The 26570-nt window shown below is 67.4% G+C and carries 21 protein-coding genes; 13 read left to right on the top strand and 8 right to left on the bottom strand.

All coding sequences use genetic code 11. The features are described from left to right. Nucleotides 1-91 precede the first annotated feature (91 nt). Together ACUZUJ_RS16770 and ACUZUJ_RS16765 are read left to right on the top strand one after the other, a co-directional pair. Nucleotides 92-3634, top strand: a complete 3543-nt coding sequence (locus ACUZUJ_RS16770; protein ID WP_458220277.1) for a sensor histidine kinase — start codon at nt 92-94, stop codon at nt 3632-3634. A gap of 96 nt (nt 3635-3730) precedes the next feature. Next, nucleotides 3731-7258: a hybrid sensor histidine kinase/response regulator gene (locus tag ACUZUJ_RS16765; RefSeq protein WP_458220278.1), complete on the top strand. Its 3528-nt coding sequence runs from the start codon at nt 3731-3733 to the stop codon at nt 7256-7258. A gap of 487 nt (nt 7259-7745) precedes the next feature. Here ACUZUJ_RS16765 and mdtD read toward each other — a convergent pair whose 3' ends face one another. The 5 genes from mdtD to ACUZUJ_RS16740 all read right to left on the bottom strand — a co-directional run bounded on the left by mdtD (nt 7746) and on the right by ACUZUJ_RS16740 (nt 12390). Continuing rightward, a complete protein-coding gene (mdtD, locus tag ACUZUJ_RS16760) occupies nt 7746-9155 on the bottom strand; it encodes a multidrug transporter subunit MdtD (RefSeq protein WP_101766438.1) in 1410 nt (469 codons plus the stop codon). 92 nt (nt 9156-9247) lie between these two features. Next, a complete protein-coding gene (gene hemE, locus ACUZUJ_RS16755) occupies nt 9248-10330 on the bottom strand; it encodes a uroporphyrinogen decarboxylase (protein ID WP_049443006.1) in 1083 nt (360 codons plus the stop codon). A gap of 25 nt (nt 10331-10355) precedes the next feature. Beyond that, complete coding sequence (locus tag ACUZUJ_RS16750) at nt 10356-10595, bottom strand: WGR domain-containing protein (protein WP_014038141.1); 240 nt, start codon at nt 10593-10595, stop codon at nt 10356-10358. Between the two features lie 143 nt (nt 10596-10738). Continuing rightward, nucleotides 10739-11851 (bottom strand): 3-dehydroquinate synthase, encoded by a 1113-nt coding sequence (gene aroB / locus ACUZUJ_RS16745; protein ID WP_049443007.1) that lies wholly within the window; start codon nt 11849-11851, stop codon nt 10739-10741. Beyond that, nucleotides 11848-12390, bottom strand: a complete 543-nt coding sequence (locus tag ACUZUJ_RS16740; protein ID WP_014648049.1) for a shikimate kinase — start codon at nt 12388-12390, stop codon at nt 11848-11850. The genes aroB and ACUZUJ_RS16740 overlap by 4 nt, the downstream gene beginning before the upstream one ends. Before the next feature lie 98 nt (nt 12391-12488). Here ACUZUJ_RS16740 and ACUZUJ_RS16735 point away from each other — a divergent pair, with 98 nt between their 5' ends. Continuing rightward, on the top strand, nt 12489-12692 hold the full coding sequence (locus ACUZUJ_RS16735; RefSeq protein WP_005410663.1) for a dodecin family protein: 204 nt from the start codon (nt 12489-12491) through the stop codon (nt 12690-12692). A 6-nt stretch (nt 12693-12698) separates the two neighbouring features. On the opposite strand, the gene ACUZUJ_RS16730 is transcribed toward ACUZUJ_RS16735, so the two are convergent. Beyond that, nucleotides 12699-13526, bottom strand: a complete 828-nt coding sequence (locus ACUZUJ_RS16730) for a kinase (protein ID WP_049443008.1) — start codon at nt 13524-13526, stop codon at nt 12699-12701. Between the two features lie 40 nt (nt 13527-13566). Between ACUZUJ_RS16730 and pdxH the strand changes: the two genes are divergently transcribed. The 3 genes from pdxH (at nt 13567) to ACUZUJ_RS16715 (ending at nt 15214) form a co-directional block, all read left to right on the top strand. Further along, a complete protein-coding gene (gene pdxH, locus ACUZUJ_RS16725) occupies nt 13567-14166 on the top strand; it encodes a pyridoxamine 5'-phosphate oxidase (protein ID WP_049443009.1) in 600 nt (199 codons plus the stop codon). After that, entirely contained in the window at nt 14163-14630 is a 468-nt protein-coding gene (gene aacA, locus ACUZUJ_RS16720) for an aminoglycoside 6'-N-acetyltransferase (RefSeq protein ID WP_049443010.1), read from the top strand. Before pdxH ends, aacA begins: the two co-directional genes overlap by 4 nt. Before the next feature lie 122 nt (nt 14631-14752). Further along, nucleotides 14753-15214 (top strand): DoxX family protein, encoded by a 462-nt coding sequence (locus ACUZUJ_RS16715; RefSeq protein ID WP_049443011.1) that lies wholly within the window; start codon nt 14753-14755, stop codon nt 15212-15214. 136 nt (nt 15215-15350) lie between these two features. Here the strand turns inward: ACUZUJ_RS16715 and prpR are convergent, their stop codons facing one another. Further along, nucleotides 15351-16934 carry a propionate catabolism operon regulatory protein PrpR gene (gene prpR / locus ACUZUJ_RS16710; RefSeq protein ID WP_049443012.1) on the bottom strand — a complete coding sequence of 528 codons (1584 nt, stop codon included), beginning with the start codon at nt 16932-16934 and terminating at the stop codon, nt 15351-15353. A gap of 153 nt (nt 16935-17087) precedes the next feature. Between prpR and prpB the strand changes: the two genes are divergently transcribed. The 7 genes from prpB to ACUZUJ_RS16675 all read left to right on the top strand — a co-directional run bounded on the left by prpB (nt 17088) and on the right by ACUZUJ_RS16675 (nt 25297). Next, nucleotides 17088-17981, top strand: coding sequence for a methylisocitrate lyase (gene prpB / locus ACUZUJ_RS16705; protein WP_049443047.1), 894 nt, complete (start codon nt 17088-17090; stop codon nt 17979-17981). A gap of 36 nt (nt 17982-18017) precedes the next feature. Beyond that, nucleotides 18018-19175 carry a bifunctional 2-methylcitrate synthase/citrate synthase gene (gene prpC, locus ACUZUJ_RS16700; protein WP_014038133.1) on the top strand — a complete coding sequence of 386 codons (1158 nt, stop codon included), beginning with the start codon at nt 18018-18020 and terminating at the stop codon, nt 19173-19175. Between the two features lie 97 nt (nt 19176-19272). After that, nucleotides 19273-21891 (top strand): Fe/S-dependent 2-methylisocitrate dehydratase AcnD, encoded by a 2619-nt coding sequence (gene acnD, locus ACUZUJ_RS16695; RefSeq protein ID WP_101765928.1) that lies wholly within the window; start codon nt 19273-19275, stop codon nt 21889-21891. Between the two features lie 101 nt (nt 21892-21992). Continuing rightward, nucleotides 21993-22250, top strand: a complete 258-nt coding sequence (locus tag ACUZUJ_RS16690; protein ID WP_006384133.1) for a type II toxin-antitoxin system ParD family antitoxin — start codon at nt 21993-21995, stop codon at nt 22248-22250. Beyond that, nucleotides 22237-22563, top strand: coding sequence for a type II toxin-antitoxin system RelE/ParE family toxin (locus tag ACUZUJ_RS16685; RefSeq protein ID WP_049443014.1), 327 nt, complete (start codon nt 22237-22239; stop codon nt 22561-22563). Before ACUZUJ_RS16690 ends, ACUZUJ_RS16685 begins: the two co-directional genes overlap by 14 nt. Before the next feature lie 23 nt (nt 22564-22586). Continuing rightward, on the top strand, nt 22587-23765 hold the full coding sequence (prpF, locus tag ACUZUJ_RS16680) for a 2-methylaconitate cis-trans isomerase PrpF (RefSeq protein WP_049443015.1): 1179 nt from the start codon (nt 22587-22589) through the stop codon (nt 23763-23765). A gap of 71 nt (nt 23766-23836) precedes the next feature. Continuing rightward, entirely contained in the window at nt 23837-25297 is a 1461-nt protein-coding gene (locus ACUZUJ_RS16675) for a bifunctional 2-methylcitrate dehydratase/aconitate hydratase (protein WP_049443016.1), read from the top strand. 78 nt (nt 25298-25375) lie between these two features. On the opposite strand, the gene ACUZUJ_RS16670 is transcribed toward ACUZUJ_RS16675, so the two are convergent. After that, nucleotides 25376-26398 carry a WD40 repeat domain-containing protein gene (locus tag ACUZUJ_RS16670; protein ID WP_458220279.1) on the bottom strand — a complete coding sequence of 341 codons (1023 nt, stop codon included), beginning with the start codon at nt 26396-26398 and terminating at the stop codon, nt 25376-25378. Nucleotides 26399-26570 lie beyond the last annotated feature (172 nt).

The following is a 26570-nucleotide window of genomic DNA, read 5'->3' as shown; positions in this document are numbered from 1 at the left end:
ACAGTTCGTGGTGGTGCCACCGCTGGAAACAGCCTGTTGCAGCCATGAACCCGGCCCTGTGTGACAATCGGCCCAGGACAGGGGGTTCAGGATGACGAGCGGCTGGCGCCGGTGGTGCCGTGGCATCGCAGGTATGGGACTGCTGCTGATGGCGATGGCCACGGCGGCTGCGACCCTGGACATGGCAGAAACACCGCGCCTGCGCCGCTTCGGTGCCGCCGAAGGCTTGCCGTCGCGCATGGTGGTGGCGCTGGCCGAGGACCGCCAGGGCCACATCTGGGCCGCCACCGATGGTGGGCTCGCCCGTTATGACGGCAACAGCCTGCGAGTCTGGGAGCACGATCCGGAACAGCCGGGCTCGCTGCCTGGCAACGAGATCGAGACCCTGCTGATCGATCCGCTGGACCGGGTCTGGGTGGGCATCAACGGCAAGGGCGTGGCCCGCCTGGATGCCGACCGCGAGCGCTTCCGGACCTTCGACACGGTCAATTCCACCTGCCAGGGGCAGTTCTGGGCACTGGCCTATGTCGACGATGCCTTGTGGATCGGGACCAACAACCATGGCGTCTGCCGGCTTGGCGAAGACGGCAGCGTGCGCCTCTACACCCATGATCCAGCGCAGCCGGGGGGCCTGCCCAGCAACAGCATCTTCACCAGCCTGGTCGATACGCGGGGCCGCCTGTGGGTGGGCACCGAAGCCGGCGTGGCGCGTTGGAACGGCAGCGGGTTCGAGCCGGTGGCCGCGCGGGAACTGGGCACGCTGAGCGTGCTCCGGTTGAGCCGTGATGCGGAGGGTTCGATCTGGGTGGGCAGCCAGAACGATGGCCTGTACCGCATCGACGGGCAGGACCGGGTCAGTCGTCCGCGATGGGCCGACAGCGCCCAGCTGCGCTCGGCCCTGGTCCTGGCCGATCGCCAGGGGGGCTACTGGGCCGGCACCTCCGATGGTTTGTTGCGGGGGGATGCGGCGGCGCTGCGCCGGCTGGAGGGCGACCGCGGCAGCGGCTTCCTGACCGCGCACAGCGGTGTGCTCGATCTGCTGCAGGACCACGAGGGCGGATTGTGGGTGGCGCTGCTGACCCAGGGCCTGGCCTATCTGCCACCGGACTGGCGGCGCTTCTCGATCTGGAACCAGCTCGACGGCAAGCCGCTGGACAGCCAGTACCTGTTGAGCGCGGCCAGCGACGGCAAGAACTACTACGTCGGCTCGGCGCGAGGGGTCTATCAGCTGGATGCGCAGGGCACCCTGCGCCTGCTGGCCAGCGACCGGCAGCTGGGCAACGGCGTGGTGTGGTCGGTGCTGCCGCGCCCGGATGGTCGCCTGTGGCTGGGGCGCGGCGGTCGCATCACCGTCTACGATCCGGCCACCGGCGCGCTGCGCGATCTGCGGATCGATGGCAGTGCCGATCTGCGCCAGCGCATCGACCTGATGCGGCAGGCGCCCGACGGCACGGTGTGGGTGTCGGTGATGGGCCTGGACCTGCAGCAGCGCAATGCAGAGGGCCGGCTGCTGCACAGCTATCCGCTGGAGCATTTCCGCGGGACCGCCGATGCGCCGATCGAGCAGATCCGCTTCGACGCCCATGGCCGGCCCTGGGTGATGGGCGACATGGGCATCTGGCGCGAGCAGGCTGGACGCTTCGAGGCAGTGCCGGGTGTTTCGCGCGGGCCCATCTACGACCTGGTGTGGATCGATCCGCAGCAGTTGTGGCTGGCGCGCCAAGGCGCCTTCGAGCGCTACCAGTGGGATGGCATGAGCCTGCGCCTGATCCAGCGCATCGACGGCAGTGCAGGCGTGCCGCCGGTCACCATGGGTGGGCTGGCGCTGGCCGACAATGGCCAGCTGTGGGCCACCACGCCGCGCGGCCTGCTGCGTTGGGACCCTAAATCGCGGCGCCTGCAGCAGTTCAACGAGCGCGATGGACTGTCCGATGCGGAGTTCACCGGCCGGCCACCAGCAGTGAATGCCGATGGCCGCGTGCTGGCCGTCACCCAGACCGGGTTGGTTGCCTTCGATGTGAATGCCGACGACACCGTGCTGCCGTCGTCATCGCTGGTGATCGCCGAAGTGCGGGTACGCCGCGACGACGCGCGCGGCTGGCAACCGTTGCCGCTCACCGGCACCCTGTTGCTGGGACCGGATGACCGCGATCTGCAGATCGATGCGCGGCTGCTGTCCTATGCCAGCCCGCAGGGCAACCGCTACCGCTTCCGCGTGCAGGGCTACGACCAGGACTGGGTGGAGCAGGGCGGCGATGGCCAGCGCACCCTGTCGCGGCTGCCGACCGGCAGCTACGTCATCGAGGTGCAGGCAGCGACCGCCCGGGGCGCGTGGACACCTTCGCAGCAGTTGCAGGTGAAGGTGCTGCCGCCGTGGTGGCGCAGCGGCATGGCGATCTTCGGCTACATCCTGCTGGGGTCGCTGCTGCTGGTGGTCCTGGTCTGGTCGGTCCGCGCGCGGCTGCGCCGTCGCCAGCAATGGCAGCTGACGGTGCACAAGCAGCAGCTGGCCGAACAGGCCTCGCAGGCCAAGAGCCGTTTCCTGGCCACGCTGGGCCACGAAGTGCGCACGCCGATGACTGGCGTGCTGGGCATGAGCGAGCTGCTGCTGGCGACCCCGCTGGATCCGGTGCAGCGCGGCTACGCGGGGTCGATCCAGCAGGCCGGTAGTCATCTGCTGCGGCTGGTCAACGATGCGCTGGACCTGGCCCGCATCGAAGCCGGGCGGCTGGAGCTGGACCTGCGTCCGTTCGATCTGGGGGAGCTGCTCGACCAGGTGCAGGGCCTGATGCAGCCGATGGCGCAGCAGCGCCAGCTGGAGTTCCAGCGCGGCGAAGATCCGCCCGGGCCGGTGAGTGTCAGCGGCGACGAGATGCGCGTGCGCCAGATCCTGCTGAACCTGCTCGGCAACGCGATCAAGTTCACCGAGCGTGGCCACGTCGGCCTGGCCGTGCGCCTGGAAGAAAAGGGCGGGCTGTGTTTCGAAGTGCATGACAGTGGCCCGGGCATCAATGCCGAACAGCAGCAGCGCCTGTTCCATCGTTTTGAACAGGCCGACGGCCCGCGCACCGCGTCGCGCTACGGGGGCAGCGGGCTGGGGCTGGCGATCTGCCAGGAGCTGGCGATGGCGATGGGCGGGTGCATCGAAGTAGACAGCCAGCCGGGCAAGGGCGCGCGGTTCCGCGTGCGCCTGCCGTTGCCCTGGACGCGCCAGGCCGCCAGCACCGCGGGCGAGGTCGCGGCCCTGCCGGAACTGCCGCCGCTGCGCATCCTGCTGGTCGAGGACGATGCCACGGTGGCCGAGGTCATCGCCGGCCTGCTGCGGGTGCGCGGGCATGAGGTGGTCCACGTGCTGCATGGCCTGGGCGCGCTGTCGGAGATCGCCACCGATGGTTTCGACGTCGGCCTGCTCGATCTCGATCTGCCCGCGCTGGACGGTACGGCCATCGCCCGCCAGCTGCGCACCATGGGCTATGAACTGCCGCTGGTGGCAGTGACTGCCCGTTCCGATGCCTACGCTGAAACCCAGGTGCTGGCCGCAGGCTTCGATGGCTTCCTGCGCAAGCCGGTGACCGGCGATCTGCTGGTGGCGGCCATCGCCCAGGCGCGTGCGAAACGGCAAGCGACTGCGTGACTGTGCCGGCGCCGGGCGTGAACGGCGCGACTTTCGGTTTACCATGCCGACGCCCGCAGCGCGGGAATCATCAGGACCAGCGTGAGGAGGCAATCGGTGGTGTATCTGCGGGCGGCGATGCTGCTGCTGGTCCTCCTGTGCTGCGCGTTGCCCGCTGCGGCACAGCCGGTGCCTCCGAGCCCGCGGCAGGTGACGGTGTTCGATGGCCTGCCGTCCAATACCGTCAACCGCATGGCCGAGGACCGGTACGGCTACCTGTGGATCGCCACCAACGATGGCCTGGCCCGCTATGACGGTCGCACCTACCGGGTGTGGCGCTCGGAGGACGGGCTGCGTGACAACCGCATCTGGACGGTGCTGGTCGATGCCCGCAACCAGCTGTGGATAGGCACCGAGAATGCCGGCCTGGTGCGGATGTCCGCCGACCGCCGGCAGCTGCACTTCTACGACCGCAGCAGCCAGCCGTTGATGGGCACCAACACGGTCTGGAGCCTGGCCAGCACGCCTGATGGCTCGATCTGGTTCGGTACCCATGAGGGCGGCCTGTACCGCCTGGACAGCCAGGACCGCCTGCAGCGCTTCCTGCCCGAGCCGAACAATCCGCGCAGCCTGCCCTCGTCGTCGGTGCCCTACCTGGCCACGCTGGCCGATGGCAGCCTGTGGATCGGCACCAAGCATGGCGTGGCGCGCTGGACCGGGACCGACTTCGAGCGTGTCGGTACGGACATCATCCCCAGCCTGCTGATCAACGGGCTGACCGCCGAACCGGATGGCAGCCTGTGGATCAGCACGATGGCCGGGGCCACCGTGCGCCGTCCGGATGGGCGCTTCGAAGCCCCTCCGTGGAAGCTGCCGCCGGGCGAGCAGGTGCTGGGCATGATGCTGCGCGACGAGCAGGGCGGGCACTGGCTGGACACGCGCACTGGGCTGGGGCGTGCGGTCGATGGCCAGTACCAGACCGTGCCGCTGTACAGCGCGATCGCGCGCGGTCCGGTGCGGCCGAACTGGACCGGTGCCTACGAGGACCGCGAAGGTGGCATCTGGTTGGCCAGCACCAATGCCGGGCTGTGGCACCTGCTGCCACGCTGGTGGCAGTTCTCGGTGCTGTCGCGCCTGGAGGACGACCCCAGCTCGCTGCGCAATGCGCTCGTGCTGGGCACCAGCCCATCCAGCAATGGCGGTGTCTGGACGGTGGGCAGCCATGGCGCGCTGGATCGCTTCGATCCGAAAACCGGCAGGATCGAGCAGCACCGTACCTGGGTCAACGGCATGCACTGGCTGTCGTCGGTGCGCGAGGACCGGCGTGGCCAGGTCTGGATCGGATCGACCGATGCGCTGGTGCGCTACGACCCGCAACGGCGCGAGCTGCGTCGCTGGGGGCGTGACGCCGGTGCCGATGCAGCGATGGAAGGGGTCATCGAAGCGATGATGACCTGCGACGGCGACAGCCTCTGGTTGATGCTGCCCGTAGGCCTGCAGCAGCGCGACCTCGATGGGCGCGTGCGGCGCGAGCTGGACAATGGCCAGCGTGGCCTGCAGCAGGGCCAGCTCAACCTCGATGTGGAATGCGGTCCGCAGGACCATATCTGGCTGGCCAGCAGCCGTGGCCTGCTGCAGTGGCTGCCGGAAAGCGAGCGCTTCCAGCCGGTGCCGGGTGCGCCGGCAACGGCCATCCATGCGCTGCACGTGGGCCGCGATGGCCAGGTCTGGTTGTCCGAGGACGGGCGCCTGTCGCGATACCGCTGGAGCCAGGGGCGCCTGGAACGGCAGGCGGTGGTCGGTGCCGAACAGGGCTATCCGGCGATCTCCGCCTCTGGCCTGGTGGTGGATGCGCAGGGCGTGGCCTGGGCGACCAGCGCACGCGGCCTGGTCCGTGTCAGTGCCGATGGGCAGAGCGTGCGCCTGTACGGCGTGCACGACGGCCTGCCGAGCCAGGAATTCCGCGAACACACCTTGATCGCGGCGGCCGATGGCCACCTGGTGGCCGGAACGGCGGCAGGCGCAGTGGTGTTCGACCCGGAGCAGGTGCGGCCTTCAGTACGCCGCGCGCCACTGGTGATCGAGCGGGTGGAAGTGCGCCGCAATGAGCAGGTGCTGGACATGACCCACGATGCACCGTTGCAGATCGCCGATGGCGACCGCGACCTGCGCATCGTCGCGCGATTGCTGTCCTTCGCCGACTCGGCGTCCAATACCTACCGTTACCGCCTGGCCGGCTACGACCCGGATTGGGTCGAAGTGGGTCCGGCGGGCGAGCGCCTGTTCTCGCGCCTGGCGCCCGGCAGCTACCGGCTGGAAGTGCAGGCACGCTCGGCCGACCATGTGTGGTCGCGGGTGCAGAGCCTGGAATTCCGCGTGCAACCGCCATGGTGGCGCAGCCTGTCCGGCCTGCTGGTGCTGGCGTCGGTCGGGTTGCTGCTGACCAGCTGGTTCGCCTGGTTGTACCGACGCCGCCTGCAGCGGCGCCACGCCTACCAGCTGGCGCTGCACAAGCAGGAACTGGCCGAGCAGGCCTCGGCGGCCAAGACCCGCTTCCTGGCCAACCTTGGGCATGAGATCCGTACGCCGATGACCGGCGTGCTGGGCATGAGCGAGCTGCTGCTGGCCTCGCCACTGGACCCGCAGCAGCGCGGCTACACGCAGTCGATCCGGCATGCTGGCGAACACCTGCTGCACCTGGTCAACGATGCGCTGGACCTGGCGCGGATCGAGTCCGGGCGCCTGGAACTGCAGTCGCAGTCGTTTGCGTTGAATGGCCTGTTGCAGGATCTGGCGGCGCTGATGGGCCCGCTGGCCGCCCAGAAGGGCCTGCGCTTCACCCTCGACAACCAGCTGCCGCCGGGCCTGCAGGCGACCGGTGACGCCATGCGCGTGCGGCAGATCCTGCTCAACCTGCTGTCGAATGCAGTGAAATTCACCAGCCGCGGCACCATCACCCTGCACGCACGTTGCGATGGCGAGCTGCGCGCGCTGCATTTCGAAGTGCGCGATACCGGCCCCGGCATCAGCCAGGAACAGCAGCAGCGCCTGTTCCGCCGCTTCGAGCAGGCCGATGGTGCACGTACCGCTGCGCAGTACGGTGGCAGCGGCCTCGGCCTGGCGATCTGCCGCGAGCTGGCACATGCGATGCAGGGGCGGATCCAGGTGGAGAGCCAGCTGGGCCGAGGCACCTGTTTTGGCGTGACCCTGCCGTTGCCACTGGTGGTGGACAGTGATGCCGAGGCGTCCGCCGAAGGGCATCGCGACGAGGCGACGAACATGCCACCGCTGCGGGTGCTGCTGGTCGAGGACGATGCCACCGTGGCCGATGTGGTGCGGGGGCTGCTGAGCGCACGCGGCCACGAGGTGGTGCATGCCGGCCATGCGCTGGCGGCGCTGCGCGAGATCAGTGCCGGCGATTTCGACGTCGGCCTGCTGGATCTGGATCTGCCGGGCCTGAGCGGCTTCGAACTGGCCCAGCACCTGCGCAACCAGGGCTACATGCTGCCGTTGCTGGCGGTGACCGCGCGCACTGATCCGGACCTGCAGCAGCAGGTGGAAGCGGCCGGCATCGGCGGCTTCCTGCGCAAGCCGGTGACCGGCGAACTGCTGGTGGAAGCGATTGCCAGGGTGATGGGGAGGTAGGTTCGGCAGGGCCTGCGGCCCTGCACCTGCTGCAAGCCGGAGCAACAGCAACAGCCGAAGCAAAAGCTGGCTTCCTGTGGGATGGCGGGGTGGATCCGGTTGCGGGAGACGCCGTAAACCCATCCATGGGGGCTTGGCCGCGGCATCCATGCCGCGGACACTCCCGCAACCGGACCCACCCCGCCTTCGACAGTTTTCCGCGATCTGTCGGATCTGACCCCAGATGTATTTCGATATCTGACAGATGTGTCGACCAAGGTCGACACCCACCAACAGCAGCGACCATCTGTCAGAGGTGGGGTGGTGTCACAGTGCGGGGTGTCAGCCGCATGGATGCGGCTGCCAAGCCTACAGGGACGTACTTGCGGCGTCCCCGCGCTGCGACACCGCCTCGCCAACCCACGGAATGCTCGCTGTTGCTGTTGCTGTTGCTGTTGCTTCGGCTTCGGCCTCTGCGGGTGCAGGGCCGCAGGCCCTGCCGAACCCCTCACTCCGCGACGTGCTCGACCTGCCGTGGCTCCGGCTTGGTGTCGGGCAGCTGCCAGAAGATCATTGTCGAGGTCAGCGTGATCGCACCCACGCACAGGAACGTGGCATGCAACGCCGCAGTGGCGTCGGTGCTGTCCAGGTGGGTGCCGAACGCGGCCAGCAGGCTGCCGGCGGCTGCGGCGCCGAAACCGGCGGCCAGCATCATCACCATCGACAGCAGGCTGTTGCCGGAACTGGCGAATTCGCGATCGAGATCGCGCAGGGTCACGGTGTTCATCACGGTGAACTGCAGGGAATTGACCGCACCGAAGAACGCCAGCTGCATCAGGCGCCAGGCCAGGTGCTGGCCGGGTGTCATCAGGATGAAGCTGGCCATCGCCAGGCCGACCAGCACGGTGTTGACCATCAGCACGCGGCGGTAACCGTAGCGTTCGACCAGCTTCACCGCCAGCTGCTTGGAGACCATGCCGGCCGCCGCCACCGGCACCATCATCAGGCCGGCATGCATCGGGCCCAGGCCGAGGCCGACCTGCAGCAGCAGCGGGATCAGCATCGGCATGGCGCTGCTGCCGATGCGCGAGAACAGGTTGCCGAGAATACCGATGCGGTAGCTGGGCACGCGGAACAGTGCCAGCGAGAACAACGGCGCAGTCGAATTGGCGGCGTGCAGCCAGTAGCCCACCAGCGCGGCCAGGCCGGCCACGGTCATCAGCATCACCAGTGCGTGTGGCGTGCCGAGCCCGGAGATGCCGTCCAGTGCCAGCGACAGCACCACCATCGCGAAGGCCAGCATGATGTAGCCGCGCAGGTCGAAGCGGGTGCGATGGCTGGCGTAATGGTCGGGCATGATCTTCATCGCGGCGATGAAACCGATCACGCCGATCGGCAGGTTGATCAGGAACACCCAGTGCCATGAGGCGATCTCGACCAGCCAGCCGCCGAGTGTCGGGCCGATCAGCGGACCGACCAGCGCGGGGATGGCGATGAAGCTCATCGCGCGCAGGAAATCCTCGCGCGGCACCGAACGCATCACCGCCAGCCGACCGACCGGCAGCAGCATCGCACCGCCGATGCCCTGCAGCACGCGTGCACCGACCAGCTGGTGCAGGTGCTGGGCCAGCGCGCAGGCCAGCGAGCCGAGGGTGAACAGGATGATCGCCACCAGGAAGGTGCGCCGGGTGCCATAGCGGTCGGCGATCCAGCCCGAGGCGGGAATGAAGGTGGCGACCGCCAGCGCATAGCTGAACACCACCGATTGCATCTGCAGCGGGCTCTCGCCCAGGCTGGCCGCCATCGCCGGCAACGCCGTGTTGACGATGGTCGAGTCCAGCATCTGCATGAAAATCGCCAAGGACACCAGCCACAGCAGGGGGCGGTGGCGGTTGTAGGTCGATGACGATGTAGGCATGGCGTGCGGCCGGTGCAGCGTGGGGGCCGCCATGATCGCGCAATGCGGGTCACGGCGCGATCAAGGTCGCGCCGTACCTGCATGCGGAATGCTCAGCGTTGGCTGTGCGCGTGCACCGCGTCGACCAGCACCTGTACATGCGCAGGGTCCATGTCCGGCGACATGCCATGGCCGAGGTTGAACACATGGCCCTCGCGCGAACCGCCGTTGCCGGCCGCATAGGTGTCGAGCACGCGCGCGGCGGCCGCGGCGATCGCATCCGGTGAGGCGTACAGCGTGGTCGGGTCGAGGTTGCCCTGCAGGGCGACGCGGCCACCGGTGCGGCGCATCGCTTCGTCCAGGTCCAGCGTCCAGTCCAGGCCCAGTGCATCGGCGCCGGTCTGCGACAGCGCTTCCAGGTGCAGGCCGGTGCCCTTGCCGAACAGGATCAGCGGGGTGCGCTCGCTGCCCTCGCCACGGTCCAGGCCCTGCGCAATCCGCTGCAGGTAACGCAGCGAGAACTCGCGGTACATCGCCGGCGACAGCACGCCGCCCCAGGTGTCGAACACCTGCAGCGCCTGTGCGCCGGCCGCGCGCTGCGCGCCGAGGTAGGCGATCACCGCGTCGGTGGTGACTTCCAGCAGGCGGTGCAGGGCCTGCGGATGGTTCAGCGCCATCGCCTTGATGCGCGCGAAATCCTTGCTGCCGCCGCCTTCCACCATGTAGCAGGCCAGCGTCCACGGGCTGCCGGAGAAGCCGATCAGCGGCACCTGGCCGTCCAGCTCGCGGCGGATCAGGCGTACCGCATCCATCACGTAGCCCAGGTCCTGTTCCATGTCCGGCACCGCCAGCCTGGCGATGGCCGCTTCATCACGCACCGGATGGCGGAACTTCGGGCCTTCGCCTTCGACGAAGTACAGCTCCAGGCCCATCGCATCGGGAATGGTGAGGATGTCCGAGAACAGGATGGCCGCGTCCAGCGGGAACCGGCGCAGCGGCTGCAGGGTGACTTCGCAGGCGATCTCCGGGGTCTTGGCCATGGCCAGGAAACTGCCGGCCTTGGCCCGGGTCGCGCGGTATTCCGGCAGGTAGCGGCCGGCCTGGCGCATCAGCCAGACGGGGGTGCAGTCCACCGGTTCGCGGCGCAGGGCGCGCAGCAGGCGATCGTTGCGGAGAGGGCTGGTCACGATGGGCATTCCTTGGACGGGAGGAGCAGCGGCGTCAGTCGCCGTGCGAAAGGATCTGGAAGCCGCGATGCAGTTCAGCATCGCGGGCCTTCTCGAAGGCGTGGCGGGCTTCGTCGGCCTGCAGGAACAGCTCGCGCCGCAGCTGCGAGCGGCTGCCGACGCGGCCGCTCTCGCGCAGCAGCTCCCAGCCGCCGAACAGGTCCGGCAGCAGGCTCAGGCGCAGGAAGCGCGGTGCCTGCGCACCGGCGTCGGGATGTTGCAGGTAGACGTGCATGGCGCCGATTGTAGCGGGGCACGGGTGACCCCTGCCGCAACGTGGTGGTGCCGGCCGCTGGCCAGCAACGTCATCAACGGGGAAGCCGGCCAGCGGCCGGCACTACCAGGCTGCGCGGCAGGATTGCCGGCCAGCGGCCGGCACTACCGGGCCGACAGCACCTTCAGCACCGCCGCTTCATCCACGTCCGGCACCACTTCAGCGCGGCCCATGCCACGCCACAGCACCAGGCGCAGGCGGCCGGCCACGTTCTTCTTGTCCAGGCGCATGCGGCCGAGCAGGGCCTGCGGGTCCAGCCCGGCCGGGATCGCCACCGGCAGGCCGAGGCGTTCCAGCAGGGCCTGCAGGCGTGCGCGGTCGGCATCGTCGGCCAGGCCCAGGTCGGTGGACAGCTTCGCCGCCAGCACCATGCCCACCGCCACCGCTTCGCCATGGTTCAGCGCATCGCGGCCTGGGGCCGAATAGCCCTGTTCGGTCTCGATGGCGTGGCCGAAGGTGTGGCCGAGGTTGAGCAGGGCACGCTCGCCCTTCTCGAACGGGTCGCGCTCGACGATGGCGGCCTTGTGCCGGCAGCTGCGCGCGATGGCCTCGGCCAGCACCGCATCCTCGCCGGCCAGCAGCGCATCGGCATGCTGCTGCAGCCACTCGAAGAACACCGCATCACCCAATGCACCGTACTTCACCACTTCGGCCAGGCCGGCGCGCAGCTCGCGAGGCGGCAGGGTGGCCAGCACGCGGGTATCGGCGATGACCGCACGCGGCGGATGGAAGGCGCCGACCAGGTTCTTGCCGGCCGGGATGTCGACGGCGGTCTTGCCGCCCACCGACGAATCGACCATCGCCAGCAGGGTGGTCGGCAGCTGCACGCAGTCCACGCCGCGCATCCAGCAGGCGGCAGCGAAACCGGCAAGGTCACCGACCACGCCGCCGCCGAGGGCGAACACGCAGGCGTCGCGGGTGGCACCGAGCGCGGCCAGCGCTTCGATCGCGCGGCCGAACTCGGCCAGGGTCTTGGAGGCCTCGCCGGCGGCCAGCACGTGCTCGCCGATGATCAGGTCCGCGCGTGCGGCCAGCAGCGTCTGTTTGACCGATGCCAGATAGCGCGGGGCGACTTCGCTGTCGCTGAGCAGCAGCACATGACGGCCGCGCACGTGCGAGGCCAGCGCGGTGCCGTCGGCCTGGGCGCCGGCGCCGATGGTGATGGAGTAGGGGCGGTCGCCGCCAACGGCGACCTGCAGCAGGGCGGGGGAGGTCATGCGGTCAGGTCCTGGCGCTGCCATTGCGTGGCCAGCTTGACCACCAGCTGGGCGGTCGCATCGGCAGCGGTATACGGGTCGGTGTCGAGGGTGAGGTCGGCCAGTTCGCGGTACAGCGGGTCGCGGTGTGCGGCCAGATCGTGCAGCACCTGCTCGCGGTCCGGACGCTGCAGCAGCGGCCGGCCCTTGTCGCGGGCCAGGCGCTCGAGCTGTTCGGCCACGCTCACCCGCAGATAGACCACGAAGCCGCGCCGGGCGATCAGTGCGCGGTTGTCCGGATCCAGTACGGCGCCACCACCGGTGGAGACCAGCTGGCCGCGGCCTTCCAGCACCCGCGCAAGCGCCTGGCGTTCATGGCTGCGGAAGCCGGCTTCGCCGGAGTGCTCGAAGATGGTCGGAATGCTGGCGCCGGCGGCATCGACGATGGCTTGGTCGACATCGACGAAATCCAGCGTGAAACGCTCGGCCAGGCGGCGGCCGATGCAGGTTTTGCCGGCGCCCATCGGGCCGATCAGGATCAGGTTCGGAGCAGGATTCATGCCCTCTGATGCTAACACCTCCGTGCCCCGGCCTTTACGTTCTTCACGTCAGGGTAGGCGTTCCTGCGGGGTCTCCCGCGCCAGCCGGAGTACAGGCCATGACGGTCGCCAAGGTCATCGAAATCACCGCCTCCTCGCCGAAGAGCGTGGAAGACGCCGTGCGCAGCGGGCTGAAGAAGGTCTCCGAGACGGTCAAGGGCATCCAGGGCGCCTGGGTGAACGAGACCAAGGTGGTCACCAACGGCAGCGGCGAGATCACCGAATGGCGGGTCAACCTGCGGGTGACCTTCCTGGTGGAGTAGTCGCGCTCAGCGCACGTCCTGCACCTGGCGCTGGCCGTCCAGCACCACCACATGGTCGGCGAGGGGGGGCAGGGCGTGCAGCGCCTGCCGGCTGACCCGCTCGTAGTACTGCACGAAACGCTCCAGCTGTGGCCGGCTCATGCCGTGCCGGCCCGGCTGCGCGGCCTGCAGGTTCTGCTCCTGCTGCCAGCGCCAGCGTGGCACCACCGAGAAATCCGGTGGCTGCAGGAACCACAGGCGGTTGCAGCGCTGCCACAGTGCCGGGTAGTCGCGGGCCAGCGCCTGGTTGCACCAGCGTCGCCAGCGGCCATCGGTGTCGGCCTCGCGCTCCAGCGCGTTCAGCGGGCTGTCCAGCGCGTCGTCATCCTGCGCAGGCGTGCCCAGGAACCAGCCTTCGAATACCAGCAGGTCCAGCGGTTGTTGCAGCTGCGGCCATTGCGCTTCGGGCAGGCGTTCATCGGCCAGCTTGTCGAAGCGCGGCATCGCGAAAGGCTGGCGTGCGGCCACCGCGTCCAGCACGGCGTGGGCCAGCGGGAGGTCATGGGTGCCCGGCGGGCCGCGGGTGATCAACAGCGGGTGCACCTGGCGCGCCAGTCGCTGGCGCTGTGCGCGGGTCAGGTAGACGTCATCGATCGACAGCGTGGCCGCGTTCAGGCCGCGTGCCTGGGCGCGCGCCACCACCTGCGCAGCCAGCGTCGATTTGCCGCTCCCCTGCAGGCCGCTGATCGCCAATACTGGAACCGCTGCACCGCTGGCCAGTGCATCGTCCAGCGCCTGTTCGGCCAATGTTTCGGGGAATCCTTTCGCCTGGGGCATATACGCAGCAGCGGCCATGCAGCCACAATAGCCCAATCCGTGTGAGAAGAACGCAATCATGAGCGACCTGTACGCCGAAGCCCTGTCCACGTTTGCCGGCCTGTTCGAAGAGGCCAAACAGAGCCGCGAGGTCGAGCCGAACGCGATGACCGTGGCCACCGCCGATGCGCAGGGCCGTCCCTCGGCGCGTACCGTGCTGCTGAAGGCCTTCGACGAGCGCGGCTTTGTCTTCTACACCCACCTGGACAGCCACAAGGGCCAGGAACTGCAGGCCAATCCGCAGGCCGCACTGCTGTTCCTGTGGCGCAGCCTGCGCGAGGCTGGCATCCAGGTGCGCATCGAAGGCCGTGTCGAGCAGGTGGCAGACACAGAGGCCGATGCCTATTTCGCCAGCCGCCCGCGCATGAGCCAGATCGGTGCGTGGGCCTCGCAACAGTCGAAGACGCTGGCAAGCCGCGAGGAATTCGACGCGCGCGTGGCCGAAATCGAAGCCCGTTTCGAGGGCAAGGACGTACCGCGCCCGGCCGGCTGGAGCGGCCTGCGGGTGGTGCCTGACCGTATCGAGTTCTGGTACGGCGCGCAGTTCCGCCTGCATGAACGCTGGTGCTATGAAGCCGGTGCCGAAGGGCGCTGGAGCAAGCGCCTGCTGTACCCGTGATCGACAGTGTGCCCACGATCCGCCAGGCCACGCCGGCCGATGTGGCCGCGTGGGCGCAGTTGCGTCTCGGCCTGTGGCCCGATGCCGATGATCCGCTGGAGGAACTGGCGGAGTCGCTGGCCGATGCCGAAGGCGCGGTATTCCTTGCCTGTCTGGCCGGTGGCGAAGCGGTGGGGTTCGCCGAAGTGCGCCTGCGCCACGACTACGTGAATGGCACCGAGTCTTCGCCGGTCGGCTTCCTGGAAGGCTGGTACGTGCAGCCGCAGTGGCAGGGCCACGCCGTGGGCCGCGCTCTGCTGGCGGCAGTGCAGGCGTGGACGCGCACGGCCGGCTGCAGCGAGCTGGCGTCTGACAGTCGCGTGGAAGACGTACAGGCGCATGCCGCGCATCGTGCGTGTGGTTTCGAGGAAACCGAGCGCGTGGTGTATTTCCGCATGGTGTTGGACGCCGAGCTGCCCCGGTAGCCGCCAACCTTGGTTGGCGACGCTACAGGAGCAGATTGTCGCGAACCGACGGGTTCGCTTCATCTGCGAGCAGGCCAGCGACCGGCACACTCGGCTGGATGCCCTCGACTTCCGGAGTCGCCATGCCCTCTTGGCGTTGCCTGTTTGCCGTGCCGCCGCCACGCCGCGGCATGGAAGCCTTCCTGCTGCTGCTTGCCCGCATCGTCGCCGGCGTGATGTTCTGCGTATCCGGCTGGAACAAGGTGTTTACCGACGCAGGGCGCGAGCGCATGGTGCATACGCTGGTTGATGCGGGCATCCCGTTCCCGATATTCAGTGCGCCGGTGCTCGGTGCGATCGAATGGATCGCCGGCGGCCTGCTGGTGCTGGGTCTGTTGAGCCGCCCCTCGGCGCTGCTGCTGGCGGGCATCTGTGCGGTGGCCGCAATGACTGATGGCATCGCGCGCATTCCGGCGGGATTGAGCGTGCCCGATTGGCTGAGCTGGTTCTTCTACCTGAGCGAAGTGCCGCTGGGCGTGCTGCTGCTATGGGTTGCGGCGGTAGGGAGCGGTCGGTTCGCCATCGAGGCGCGTTGGGCACGGTGAGCGTTCCTCGTCCGCACGCAGCCGGAGCGCGTCTGTAGCATTTGGTATGTTCCGGTAGATCCACGCCATGCGTGGATGAGATGCTTGACGGAAGAGCGTTGCGAACCAAGGTTCGCACCCACCAGGCAACGAGTGGTTATAACCCCTCCGCGCGCAGCCAGCGCCACAGCGTAGTGCGTGAGACGCCCAGCGCCTGCGCCATCCCCTCGCGATCATTGCGATGTTTCTGCAGTAGCGTCTCCAGCTGCGCACGCGGCGGGCGCTTGCCGTTGCTTTCCACCGGCAATGCTGCAGCGCCCTCATTCACCAGTTCGGGGGCCAACTGCAGCAGTCGTGCAGCATCAATCAGGCCTTCTCCTGGCTGCCAGTGGATGCGCAGGCGATCCACCAGATTACGCAGCTCACGCACGTTGCCGGGCCACTCGGCGGCGGTCAGCACCGCCAGCGTATCCTCATCCAATGGCGCGTCGATGCCACGCAGCTGGCGGAAGAAATGCTGCGCCAGCAGCGGGATGTCGCCGCGTCGGGCGCGCAGCGGCGGCAGCACGATGCGCAGTGCTGCCAGCCGATAGTAGAGGTCGCGGCGGAAGCTGCCGACGGCCGCGCGCTGCTCCAGCGACTGCAGGGTGGCGGCGACCACACGCAGGTCCACCGGCGTCGGTTCGGTGGCACCCACGCGCAGCACTTCACGTTCCTCCAGCACGCGCAGCAGGCGGGTCTGCAGCGGCAGCGGCAGTTCGCCGATTTCGTCCAGGAACAGGGTGCCGCCGTCTGCGGCTTCAACCAGGCCAACGCGGCCGCCACGGCGTGCGCCGGTGAAGGCGCCATCGCTGTAGCCGAACAGCTCCGCTTCCAGCAGTGATTCGCTGATCGCGCCGCAGTTCAGCGCCACGAAGCGTCCGCGACGACCGCTGGCGGCGTGCAGCTGGCGCGCCACCAGTTCCTTGCCAGTGCCGGTTTCGCCGCTGACCAGCACGGTGCTGTCATGTGGGGCGTAGAGCGCGATCTGCGCGCGCACCTGCGCCATCGCGTCGCTGTCGCCGAGCAGTTCATGCGCATCGGCACGCGCTGCCGGGCGCCGGCGCGGGGCAGGGCGGTTGCTGCCGGAACGTGCCAGGGTCTGGGTCAGTTCCAGCGCATGTTCGAACGCCTGCCGCACCGAGTCGGCCGAATACAGCAGCACCCCGGGCAGGCCGGCCTGCTCGGCATGGTCGATGGCCATGCCGGTGCCGACGATCACTTCGATGCCGTTGGCGCGCAGGTCGGCGATGCAGTCGCGAGCGTCCTCGCGGGTGACGAAGCGGCGATGCTCGATATCCAGGCCGAAACTCTGCTGGAAGTTGCTGAACACCGGTACGTCGCTGGCGTGGGTGACCAGGCCGATGCGGCTGGCGATGCGGCGGGCGCGGGCCAGCGCCTCCATCAGGTCGAAGCCGTTGGCCTGGATCGGCACCAGCGGCAGCTCCAGCCGGCCGCGCAGCCAGGCGGCGTTGGAGCCACCCGCGATCACCACATCGCAGTGCTCGCGACGCAGGCGCTGGCCGATCACCTCCACCGCTTCCTCGAAGCCGAGGTTGATCTGCTCGATGCGCGCGCGGCGGTCGAACTCGGGAATGACGTCGCCGAGCAGGCCGGTCAGCCGCGAGACGCTGACCGTCCAGATCACCGGGCGGCCGGGGTCGGCATCTGCATGGCGCAGGGGTGAGCGGGGCAGATACATGGCGGCGGGTCCGGGTGGGGTGTTTCATGATACATCTGTTTCAATGTTTCATTTGTTTCACTGCTGCATGCCGGTCATCCCCGTGAAATCAACTGCTTGCAGCTTGGCATGGTGCTTGCGCCTACCCATCCGTTCTTCAACCTGGATTGCCGCATGACTGCTTCCGCCCCTTTCTCTGCCGGTGCCCGCTTCCGTGAGGCGCTGGTTGCCGAATCGCCGCTGCAGGTGATCGGCGCGATCAACGCCAACCACGCCCTGCTGGCCAAGCGCGCCGGCTTCCGCGCCATCTACCTGTCCGGCGGCGGCGTTGCCGCGGGCTCGCTGGGCCTGCCGGACCTGGGCATCAACACCCTGGAAGACGTGCTGGTTGATGTGCGCCGCATCACCGATGTCTGCGACCTGCCGCTGATGGTCGACATCGATACCGGCTTCGGCCCGAGCGCGTTCAATATCGCGCGCACCGTGAAGTCGCTGATCAAGGCCGGCGCAGCCGCCTGCCACATCGAGGACCAGGTCGGCGCCAAGCGCTGCGGCCACCGTCCGGGCAAGGAGATCGTCTCGCAGGGGGAAATGGTCGACCGCGTGAAGGCCGCCGCCGATGCCAAGACCGATCCGGGCTTCTTCCTGATCGCACGCACCGACGCCATCCAGGTGGACGGCGTGGACAAGGCCATCGAGCGCGCCATCGCCTGTGTCGAGGCCGGTGCCGATGGCATCTTCGCCGAGGCTGCCTACGACCTGGATACCTACCGCCGCTTCGTCGACGCGGTGAAGGTGCCGGTGCTGGCAAACATCACCGAATTCGGCGCCACCCCGCTGTTCAGCCGCGATGAACTGGCCTCGGCCGGCGTTGCCATCCAGCTGTTCCCGCTGTCGGCGTTCCGTGCCGCCAACAAGGCCGCCGAGAACGTCTACCAGGCGGTGCGCCGTGATGGCCACCAGCGCAATGTGGTCGAGACCATGCAGACCCGCGAAGAACTCTACGACCGCATCGGCTACCACGCGTTCGAGCAGCAGCTCGATGCACTGTTCGCCGCCAAGAAATAAGCAGTACCCTGCACCATCAAGTTTTCGGAGGGAAACATGAACGATACGACCGCAACCCCGACCTTCAAGCCGAAGAAGTCCGTCGCCCTGTCCGGCACCGCTGCCGGCAACACCGCGCTGTGCAGCGTGGGCCGCAGTGGCAACGATCTGCACTACCGTGGCTATGACATCCTGGACCTGGCCAACACCAGCGAGTTCGAGGAAATCGCCTACCTGCTGGTGCACGGCAAGCTGCCGACCCGCGCCGAGCTGGTTTCCTACAAGGCCAAGCTGAAGTCGCTGCGTGGCATCCCGGCCGCGGTGAAGGCGGCGCTGGAAGAACTGCCGCCGTCGGCGCACCCGATGGACGTGATGCGCACCGGCGTGTCCGTGCTCGGCTGCGTGGCGCCTGAGAAGGACGACCACAACCATCCGGGCGCGCGCGACATCGCCGACAAGCTGATGGCCTGCCTCGGTTCGATGCTGCTGTACTGGTACCACTGGAGCCACAACGGCCGCGCCATCGACGTGGAAACCGACGACGACTCGATCGGTGGCCACTTCCTGCACCTGCTGCACGGCGAGAAGCCGCAGGAGTCGTGGGTGAAGGCGATGCACACCTCGCTGATCCTGTACGCCGAACACGAGTTCAACGCCTCGACCTTCACCTGCCGTGTCATCGCCGGTACCGGCAGCGACATGTACAGCGCGATCTGCGGTGGCATCGGCGCGCTGCGCGGCCCGAAGCATGGCGGCGCCAACGAAGTGGCGTTCGAAGTGCAGAAGCGCTACGACAACCCGGATGAGGCCGAGGAAGACATCAAGGCGCGCGTTGAGCGCAAGGAAGTGGTGATCGGTTTCGGCCACCCGGTCTACACCGTCTCCGATCCGCGCAACAAGGTGATCAAGGATGTGGCCCGCGAGCTGTCCGAAGAGCAGTCGAGCATGAAGATGTACGACATCGCCGAGCGCCTGGAATCGGTGATGTGGGACATCAAGAAGATGTTCCCGAACCTGGACTGGTTCAGCGCCGTCAGCTACCACATGATGGGCGTGCCGACCGCGATGTTCACTCCCCTGTTCGTGATCGCCCGCACCGCCGGCTGGAGCGCGCACATCGTCGAGCAGCGCATCGACGGCAAGATCATCCGCCCGAGCGCCAACTACATCGGTCCGGAAGACCGCGACTTCGTCGCCATCGACAAGCGCGTCTGATCCACCTGCTGTACCCATCCGGCCGGCCGCGTGCCGGCCGGATGCTTTCGCCGCCGCACCGCCGGCACCCGGCCCGCCCCAAGCACTCCGCCAGCCCATGAATACCGATTACCGCAAGAACCTCCCCGGCAGCGCGCTGGACTATTTCGATGCGCGTGCCGCCGTCGATGCGATCCAGCCCGGCGCCTATGCCACCCTGCCGTACACCTCGCGCGTGCTGGCCGAGAACCTGGTGCGCCGCTGCGATCCGGCCACGCTCGGCGATTCGCTGAAGCAGCTGATCGAGCGCCGCCGCGACCTCGATTTCCCGTGGTTCCCTGCACGCGTTGTGTGCCACGACATCCTCGGCCAGACCGCGCTGGTCGATCTGGCCGGCCTGCGTGATGCGATCGCCGACAAGGGCGGTGACCCGGCCAAGGTGAATCCGGTGGTGCCGGTGCAGCTGATCGTCGATCACTCGCTGGCAGTGGAGTGCGGTGGTTTCGATCCGCAGGCGTTCGAGAAGAACCGCGCCATCGAAGATCGCCGCAACGAAGACCGATTCCACTTCATCGACTGGACCAAGCTGGCGTTCGAGAACGTGGACGTGATTCCGCCGGGCAACGGCATCATGCACCAGATCAACCTGGAGAAGATGTCGCCGGTGGTCTACGTGCAGGACGGCGTGGCCTTCCCGGATACCTGCGTGGGTACCGACAGCCATACCCCGCACGTGGATGCGCTGGGCGTGATCGCGATTGGTGTTGGCGGCCTGGAAGCCGAGAACGTGATGCTGGGCCGTGCCTCGTGGATGCGCCTGCCGGACATCATCGGCGTCGAGCTGACCGGCAGGCCGCAGCCGGGCATCACCGCCACCGACGTGGTGCTGGCACTGACCGAGTTCCTGCGCAAGGAACGCGTGGTGGGTGCGTATCTTGAATTCTTCGGCGAGGGTGCTGCGGCACTGACCATCGGTGACCGCGCCACCATTTCCAACATGTGCCCCGAATACGGCGCCACCGCCGCGATGTTCTACATCGACGGGCAGACCATCGATTACCTGCGCCTGACCGGCCGCGAGGAATCGCAGGTGGCGCTGGTGGAGAACTACGCCCGTACCACCGGCCTGTGGGCTGACGATCTGGCCACCGCGCAGTACGAGCGCGTGCTGCGCTTCGACCTGTCCAGCGTGGTGCGCAACATGGCCGGCCCGTCCAACCCGCACAAGCGCGTGGCGACCGCCGAGCTGGCCGAGCGCGGCATCGCCGACGAAGCCAAGCTGGAAGCGGGCAAGGCCGAGCAGGCGCAGGGGCTGATGCCCGATGGCGCGGTGATCATTGCCGCCATCACCAGCTGCACCAATACGTCCAATCCGCGCAACGTGATCGCCGCCGCACTGCTGGCGCGCAAGGCCAACGAGCGTGGCCTGCTGCGCAAGCCGTGGGTGAAGTCGTCGCTGGCGCCGGGCTCGAAGGCGGTGCAGCTGTACCTGGAAGAGGCGGGCCTGCTGCCGGACCTGGAAAAGCTCGGCTTCGGCATCGTCGCCTTCGCCTGCACCACCTGCAACGGCATGAGTGGCGCGCTGGATCCGGCGATCCAGCAGGAGATCATCGACCGTGACCTGTATTCCACCGCCGTGTTGTCGGGCAACCGCAACTTCGATGGCCGCATCCACCCGTATGCGAAGCAGGCCTTCCTGGCCTCGCCGCCGCTGGTGATCGCCTACGCCATCGCCGGCACCGTGCGCTTCGATATCGAGAAGGACGTGCTGGGCGTGGACGCCGACGGCAACGAGGTGCGCCTGAAGGACATCTGGCCGAGCGACGCCGAGATCGACGCGGTGGTGAAGGCCTCGGTGAAGCCGGAGCAGTTCCGCCGCGTCTACAACCCGATGTTCAACGTGCGCGTGGAGCACGGTGCGGCGGTCAGCCCGCTGTACGACTGGCGCCCGCAGAGCACCTACATCCGCCGTCCGCCTTACTGGGAGGGCGCACTGGCCGGTGAGCGCACGCTGTCTGGCATGCGCGCGCTGGCGGTGCTGCCGGACAACATCACCACCGACCACCTGTCGCCGTCCAACGCCATCCTGGCGTCCAGTGCCGCCGGCGAGTACCTGGCGAAGATGGGCCTGCCGGAAGAGGACTTCAATTCCTACGCCACCCACCGCGGCGACCACCTGACCGCGCAGCGTGCCACCTTCGCCAACCCGAAGCTGTTCAACGAGATGGTGCGCAACGACGACGGCAGCGTGAAGCAGGGTTCGCTGGCGCGCGTGGAGCCGGAAGGCAAGGTGATGCGCATGTGGGAAGCGATCGAGACCTACATGGATCGCAAGCAGCCACTGATCATCATTGCCGGTGCCGACTATGGCCAGGGCAGCTCGCGTGACTGGGCCGCCAAGGGCGTGCGCCTGGCTGGCGTGGAGGCGATCGTGGCCGAAGGCTTCGAGCGCATCCACCGCACCAACCTGATCGGCATGGGCGTGCTGCCGCTGGAGTTCAAGCCGGGCACCACCCGCCTGACCCTGGGCATTGACGGCACCGAGACCTTCGATGTGATCGGCGAGCGCACCCCGCGCGCCGACCTGACCCTGGTCATTCACCGCCGCGACGGCCAGGACGTAATCGTGCCGGTCACCTGCCGGCTGGACAGCGACGAGGAAGTGGCGATCTACGAAGCCGGTGGCGTGCTGCAGCGCTTCGCCCAGGACTTCCTGGAAGGCGCCAAGGTGGCGTGATGCCGTGCTGAATGCCTGCCCCCCGGCCGCCGGGGGCGGGCTTGTCCGATACCAGGACGGGGCGCACACTGACTTGGCAAAAACTGCCAAAGGAGAGTTTCATGGCCACCATGAACATTTCGCTGACCGATCCGCTCAAGCAGTTCGTGGACGAGGAAGTGCGCGAAGGCGGCTACTCCAGTACGTCGGATTATGTGCGTGATCTGATCCGCCAGCGTCAGCGCAGCAAGGCCGAAGAACTGCTCAAGCAGCTGATTGCCGAGGGGCTGGCGTCGGGGCCTGCCGTTCCGGTGACAGCGGCTACATTCGAGCGGATGCGTCGCGAACTGACCGAAAGGATGGAGCGTGAAGGCGATTGAATGGAGGCCCCGGGCCGAAGCCGACGCAGCCGATGCCGCGCTGTGGTTCGCACGGCAGGGTGGCCTGGTACTGGGTCGGCGCTTTCTCGCCGAGTTGGAGGCCACGCTTCAACGCATCGCGGTGTTTCCAGGCTCGGGTTCCACCCGGCACGCCGATCTTGCAGCACAGCTGCCGGTGCCGTTGCGCTTCATGCTGGTTCCGGGCTTCGAACGCTACCTCGTCTATTACCTCGATCTACCGGACCGCGTGGACATCATGCGTGTGTGGTGCGTTGACCGTGGCCTTGTCGCACTGATGCAAGACATTTCCTGAAATTCAAACGCGTGGATTCGACGATGACCTTCCTCCCGCAACTCCGTATTCCCGCCACCTACATGCGCGGCGGCACCAGCAAGGGCGTGTTCTTCCGCCTGCAGGACCTGCCCGAGGCCGCGCAGGTGCCCGGCGCCGCGCGCGATGCGCTGCTGATGCGCGTGATCGGTTCGCCCGATCCGTATGGCAAGCAGACCGACGGCATGGGCGGCGCCACCTCCAGCACCAGCAAGTGCGTGATCATTTCCACCGCCTCGGTGCCTGACCACGACGTGGACTACCTGTACGGCCAGGTCTCGATCGACACCGCCTTCGTCGACTGGAGCGGCAACTGCGGCAACCTCAGTACTGCAGTGGGTCCGTTCGCGATCGCCAATGGGCTGATCGATCCGGCCCGCGTACCGCGCGATGGCCTGTGCACCGTGCGCATCTGGCAGGCCAACATCGGAAAGACCATCATCGCCCACGTGCCGATGCGCGATGGCGAAGTGCAGGAGATCGGCGATTTCGAGCTGGACGGCGTGACCTTCCCGGCCGCCGAGATCCAGCTGGAATTCATCGATCCGTCCGATGACGGCGATGCGGGCGCGATGTTCCCGACCGGCAACCTGGTCGACACCCTCGATGTTCCCGGCGTGGGCAGTTTCGAGGTGACGATGATCACCGCGGGCATCCCGACCATCTTCCTCAACGCCGCCGACCTGGGCTACACCGGCACCGAGCTGCAGCCGGCGATCAACGAAGACAAGGCTGCGCTGCAGAAGTTCGAGACCATCCGCGCCTACGGCGCCTTGCGCATGGGGTTGATCAAGAGCCTGGAAGACGCGGCGACCCGCCAGCACACGCCGAAGGTGGCTTTCGTGGCGCCGGCACAGGACTACGTTTCGTCCAGCGGCAAGGCCATTCCGGCGTCGGCGATCGACCTGCATGCGCGTGCGCTGTCGATGGGCAAGCTGCACCACGCGATGATGGGAACTGCCGCCGTGGCGATCGGCACCGCAGCAGCGATTCCGGGCACCCTGGTCAACCGTGCCGCCGGTGGTGGCGAACGCGAATCGGTGACCTTCGGTCATCCCTCCGGCACGCTGCGCGTGGGCGCGCAGGCCGGACGCGTTGACGGCCAGTGGACGGTGACCAAGGCCATCATGAGCCGCAGCGCCCGCGTGCTGATGGAAGGCAAGGTGCGGGTACCGGCCGAGTAGTGCTCTGGTAGATGCCAACCTTGGTTGGCCTGGTGCACGGGCAACCGTGCACCGCAATGAGGAGATCGACGATGTCCAGCAACCCCATTCCATCCAACGAGCGTGCAGCGTGGGATGCGCTGCTGGTGGACATCGTCGACTACGTGCGCGACGCGCGCATCGATTCACCCCTGGCGTTCCAGACCGCACATCACTGCCTGCTCGATACGCTGGGCTGTGGCCTGGAAGCGCTGTCCTTCCCAGCCTGCAGCAAGCTGCTCGGTCCTCTGGTGCCGGGTATCAGTGTGGTCAACGGTGCGCGCGTGCCGGGTACGCACTACGTGCTGGACCCGGTGCAGGCGGCCTTCAACCTGGGCGCGATGGTGCGCTGGCTGGATTTCAACGACACCTGGCTGGCCGCCGAATGGGGCCACCCGTCGGACAACCTGGGCGGCATCCTGTCTGTCTGCGATTGGCTGGGGCGCAACGCACAGGCCCTGCATCGCCCCGCGCCGACCCTGCATGACGTGCTGCTGGCGATGATCAAGGCGCACGAAATCCAGGGCGTGCTGGCCCTGCAGAATTCCTTCAACCGGGTTGGGCTGGACCACGTGGTGCTGGTCAAGGTGGCCACCACCGCAGTGGTCGCGCAGTTGCTCGGTCTGGATCGCGAACGCATGCTCAATGCGCTGTCGCTGGCCTGGGTCGATGGCCAGGCGCTGCGCACCTACCGGCACGCGCCCAACACCGGTTCGCGCAAGAGCTGGGCGGCTGGCGACGCCACCAGCCGTGGCGTGCGCCTGGCGCTGATGGCGGCCAGCGGCGAGATGGGCTATCCCAGCGTGCTGAGCGCGCCGACCTGGGGCTTCGAGGCGGTGTCCATGCATGGCCAGAGGCTGACGCTGGGGCGACCGCTGGGCAGCTACGTGATGGAGAACGTGCTGTTCAAGATCAGCTACCCGGCCGAGTTCCACGGCCAGACCGCGGTGGAGGCAGCGATCGCGCTGCACCAGCAGCTGCGTGCGACGGGGCGGCGGGTCGAGGACATCGCGCACATCGCGATCCGCACCCAGGAAGCCTGCATCCGCATCATCGACAAGCAGGGGCCGCTGCACAACCCGGCCGACCGCGACCACTGCGTGCAGTACATGGTCGCCATCGCGCTGCTGCATGGGCGGCTGGTGGCCGAGGACTATGAGGACGACGTGGCGGCGGATCCACGCATCGACGCCCTGCGCGCGAAGATGGCCTGCCATGAGGATCCACGGCTCAGCGCCGACTACCTGGACCCGGACAAGCGCAGCATCGCCAACGGCCTGAGCGTGCGCTTCGCTGATGGCACCGAACTGCCGGAGGTACTGGTGGAGTACCCACTCGGCCACGCCCGACGCCGCGAGGAAGGCATTCCGCTGCTGATGGACAAGTTCCGCCGGCACCTGGCCCACCGCTTCCCGACCGCCCAGCAGCAGCGCATCCTGGCCGCATCGCTGGACCCGGTGGCGCTGGCCGCGATGCCGGTGACCGACTACGTGGACCTGTACCTGCCGGGGTAGGGGCGCTCTGGCAGATGCCAACCTTGGTTGGCAGGAGGGCGCCAACCAAGGTTGGCGGCTACCAGGGTGTGCGCCGGATCAAATCGCATATGTGGAAAGGCATCCATAGTCGGTGCGCACCGAAATGGCATTGTCTCCCGTCCATGCAATATGCGCGGTACGGACCACATGATCTACGGGAAAGCGTCGAATTTCCCTCATATCCGTGAAGTCATGAAGGGCAATATGTCCACGGTGCAGGATGGCGAGTCGCTTGCTATCGCTATCCAGCGCAAAGTCAGTTCGCGTCATGTCAGCGAACTTCGGCCACCCGGGACGGCATTCTCCCGTTGCCGCATCCAGGCACAATAGGCGCCATTTTCCATACTGCTCCAACGCCAGCATCCAACGCCCGTCGGCACTCCACTCCATCTTGGTGATCATTTCGAAGTCACTTCGATGTCGGCGGACAGTATCCGCTTGAGCAATATCGATGCACTCGATCTCACCGGGAGTGGCGCAGCAGGCTAGCGTCGTGGCATCCGGAGAGAGCGCGCCCATCATCTGCCTCGAATGCCCACCCACCATCGCTGGGGTACGTGCCAACTGCAGGAAGCGCTGTCCATCGGCGAGTCTCATTACCGTTACATGATCACCGTCATGCCACGCGACGTATCCGTTTGAGGTTGTCAGGAACGGCGATGACATCACCGTTGCATCGCTGATCCGCTGGGGAGTACGGCCATCGGATGGCCAAAGGTAAATGCCGGAGTCGAGTCGGATCAGGAACCCTTTGCCGTCATCTGCAGGGAGTGCCGACCATGCAAGGTCCGTTTTGCCGGGTCGCCAATCATGGAGGATCCCGGCGTCGTCACCAACGAGCAGCAGCATGTCGGTCGCTGCACCAGACGCATCCTCATCCTGATAACGGTTGGTCACCATCCTGCCATGGCGCCCGGCAATCGTCAGTGCCCCCGTATAGCCACCGCCGATGTACCTGTGCATGCTCGGTTGCCCAGCCTCGGCGACAGGGTTTACCAGTACGAAGCCCTTTTTCAGCCGCGACCACTCCTGTTTGATGGCCCATTTCAGTGCCTCGTCGGGACTCGGGAAGTCTTTCAACTGTGACTTCAGCTTCCCAGGGCTTCCAGAGGTGACTTCGACAGTACCTCGGTCACATCGTGTACCCCAGACCTTACCGGTCGCTGGATCCTGAATCATGCGTACTCGTGTCATTGCAATGTTCACTGTTGTCCAGAAGGCCTGATGCCGATGCTACAGCGGCGACTGAAGG

This window comes from Stenotrophomonas sp. S4 (genome assembly GCF_054187805.2).
The sequence above is the reverse complement of the archived record's forward strand: the minus strand, read 5'-3'. Positions and strand labels throughout refer to the sequence as shown.

Bases quoted from the DNA above. Each gene is read 5' to 3' on its own strand.
- ACUZUJ_RS16770 (WP_458220277.1), top strand. From the start codon at position 92: ATGACGAGCGGCTGGCGCCGGTGGTGCCGTGGCATCGCAGGTATGGGA.
- mdtD (WP_101766438.1), bottom strand. From the start codon at position 9,155: ATGCCTACATCGTCATCGACCTACAACCGCCACCGCCCCCTGCTGTGG.
- hemE (WP_049443006.1), bottom strand. From the start codon at position 10,330: ATGCCCATCGTGACCAGCCCTCTCCGCAACGATCGCCTGCTGCGCGCC.
- ACUZUJ_RS16750 (WP_014038141.1), bottom strand. From the start codon at position 10,595: ATGCACGTCTACCTGCAACATCCCGACGCCGGTGCGCAGGCACCGCGC.
- aroB (WP_049443007.1), bottom strand. From the start codon at position 11,851: ATGACCTCCCCCGCCCTGCTGCAGGTCGCCGTTGGCGGCGACCGCCCC.
- ACUZUJ_RS16740 (WP_014648049.1), bottom strand. From the start codon at position 12,390: ATGAATCCTGCTCCGAACCTGATCCTGATCGGCCCGATGGGCGCCGGC.
- ACUZUJ_RS16735 (WP_005410663.1), top strand. From the start codon at position 12,489: ATGACGGTCGCCAAGGTCATCGAAATCACCGCCTCCTCGCCGAAGAGC.
- ACUZUJ_RS16730 (WP_049443008.1), bottom strand. From the start codon at position 13,526: ATGGCCGCTGCTGCGTATATGCCCCAGGCGAAAGGATTCCCCGAAACA.
- pdxH (WP_049443009.1), top strand. From the start codon at position 13,567: ATGAGCGACCTGTACGCCGAAGCCCTGTCCACGTTTGCCGGCCTGTTC.
- ACUZUJ_RS16715 (WP_049443011.1), top strand. From the start codon at position 14,753: ATGCCCTCTTGGCGTTGCCTGTTTGCCGTGCCGCCGCCACGCCGCGGC.
- prpR (WP_049443012.1), bottom strand. From the start codon at position 16,934: ATGTATCTGCCCCGCTCACCCCTGCGCCATGCAGATGCCGACCCCGGC.
- prpB (WP_049443047.1), top strand. From the start codon at position 17,088: ATGACTGCTTCCGCCCCTTTCTCTGCCGGTGCCCGCTTCCGTGAGGCG.
- prpC (WP_014038133.1), top strand. From the start codon at position 18,018: ATGAACGATACGACCGCAACCCCGACCTTCAAGCCGAAGAAGTCCGTC.
- acnD (WP_101765928.1), top strand. From the start codon at position 19,273: ATGAATACCGATTACCGCAAGAACCTCCCCGGCAGCGCGCTGGACTAT.
- ACUZUJ_RS16690 (WP_006384133.1), top strand. From the start codon at position 21,993: ATGGCCACCATGAACATTTCGCTGACCGATCCGCTCAAGCAGTTCGTG.
- prpF (WP_049443015.1), top strand. From the start codon at position 22,587: ATGACCTTCCTCCCGCAACTCCGTATTCCCGCCACCTACATGCGCGGC.
- ACUZUJ_RS16675 (WP_049443016.1), top strand. From the start codon at position 23,837: ATGTCCAGCAACCCCATTCCATCCAACGAGCGTGCAGCGTGGGATGCG.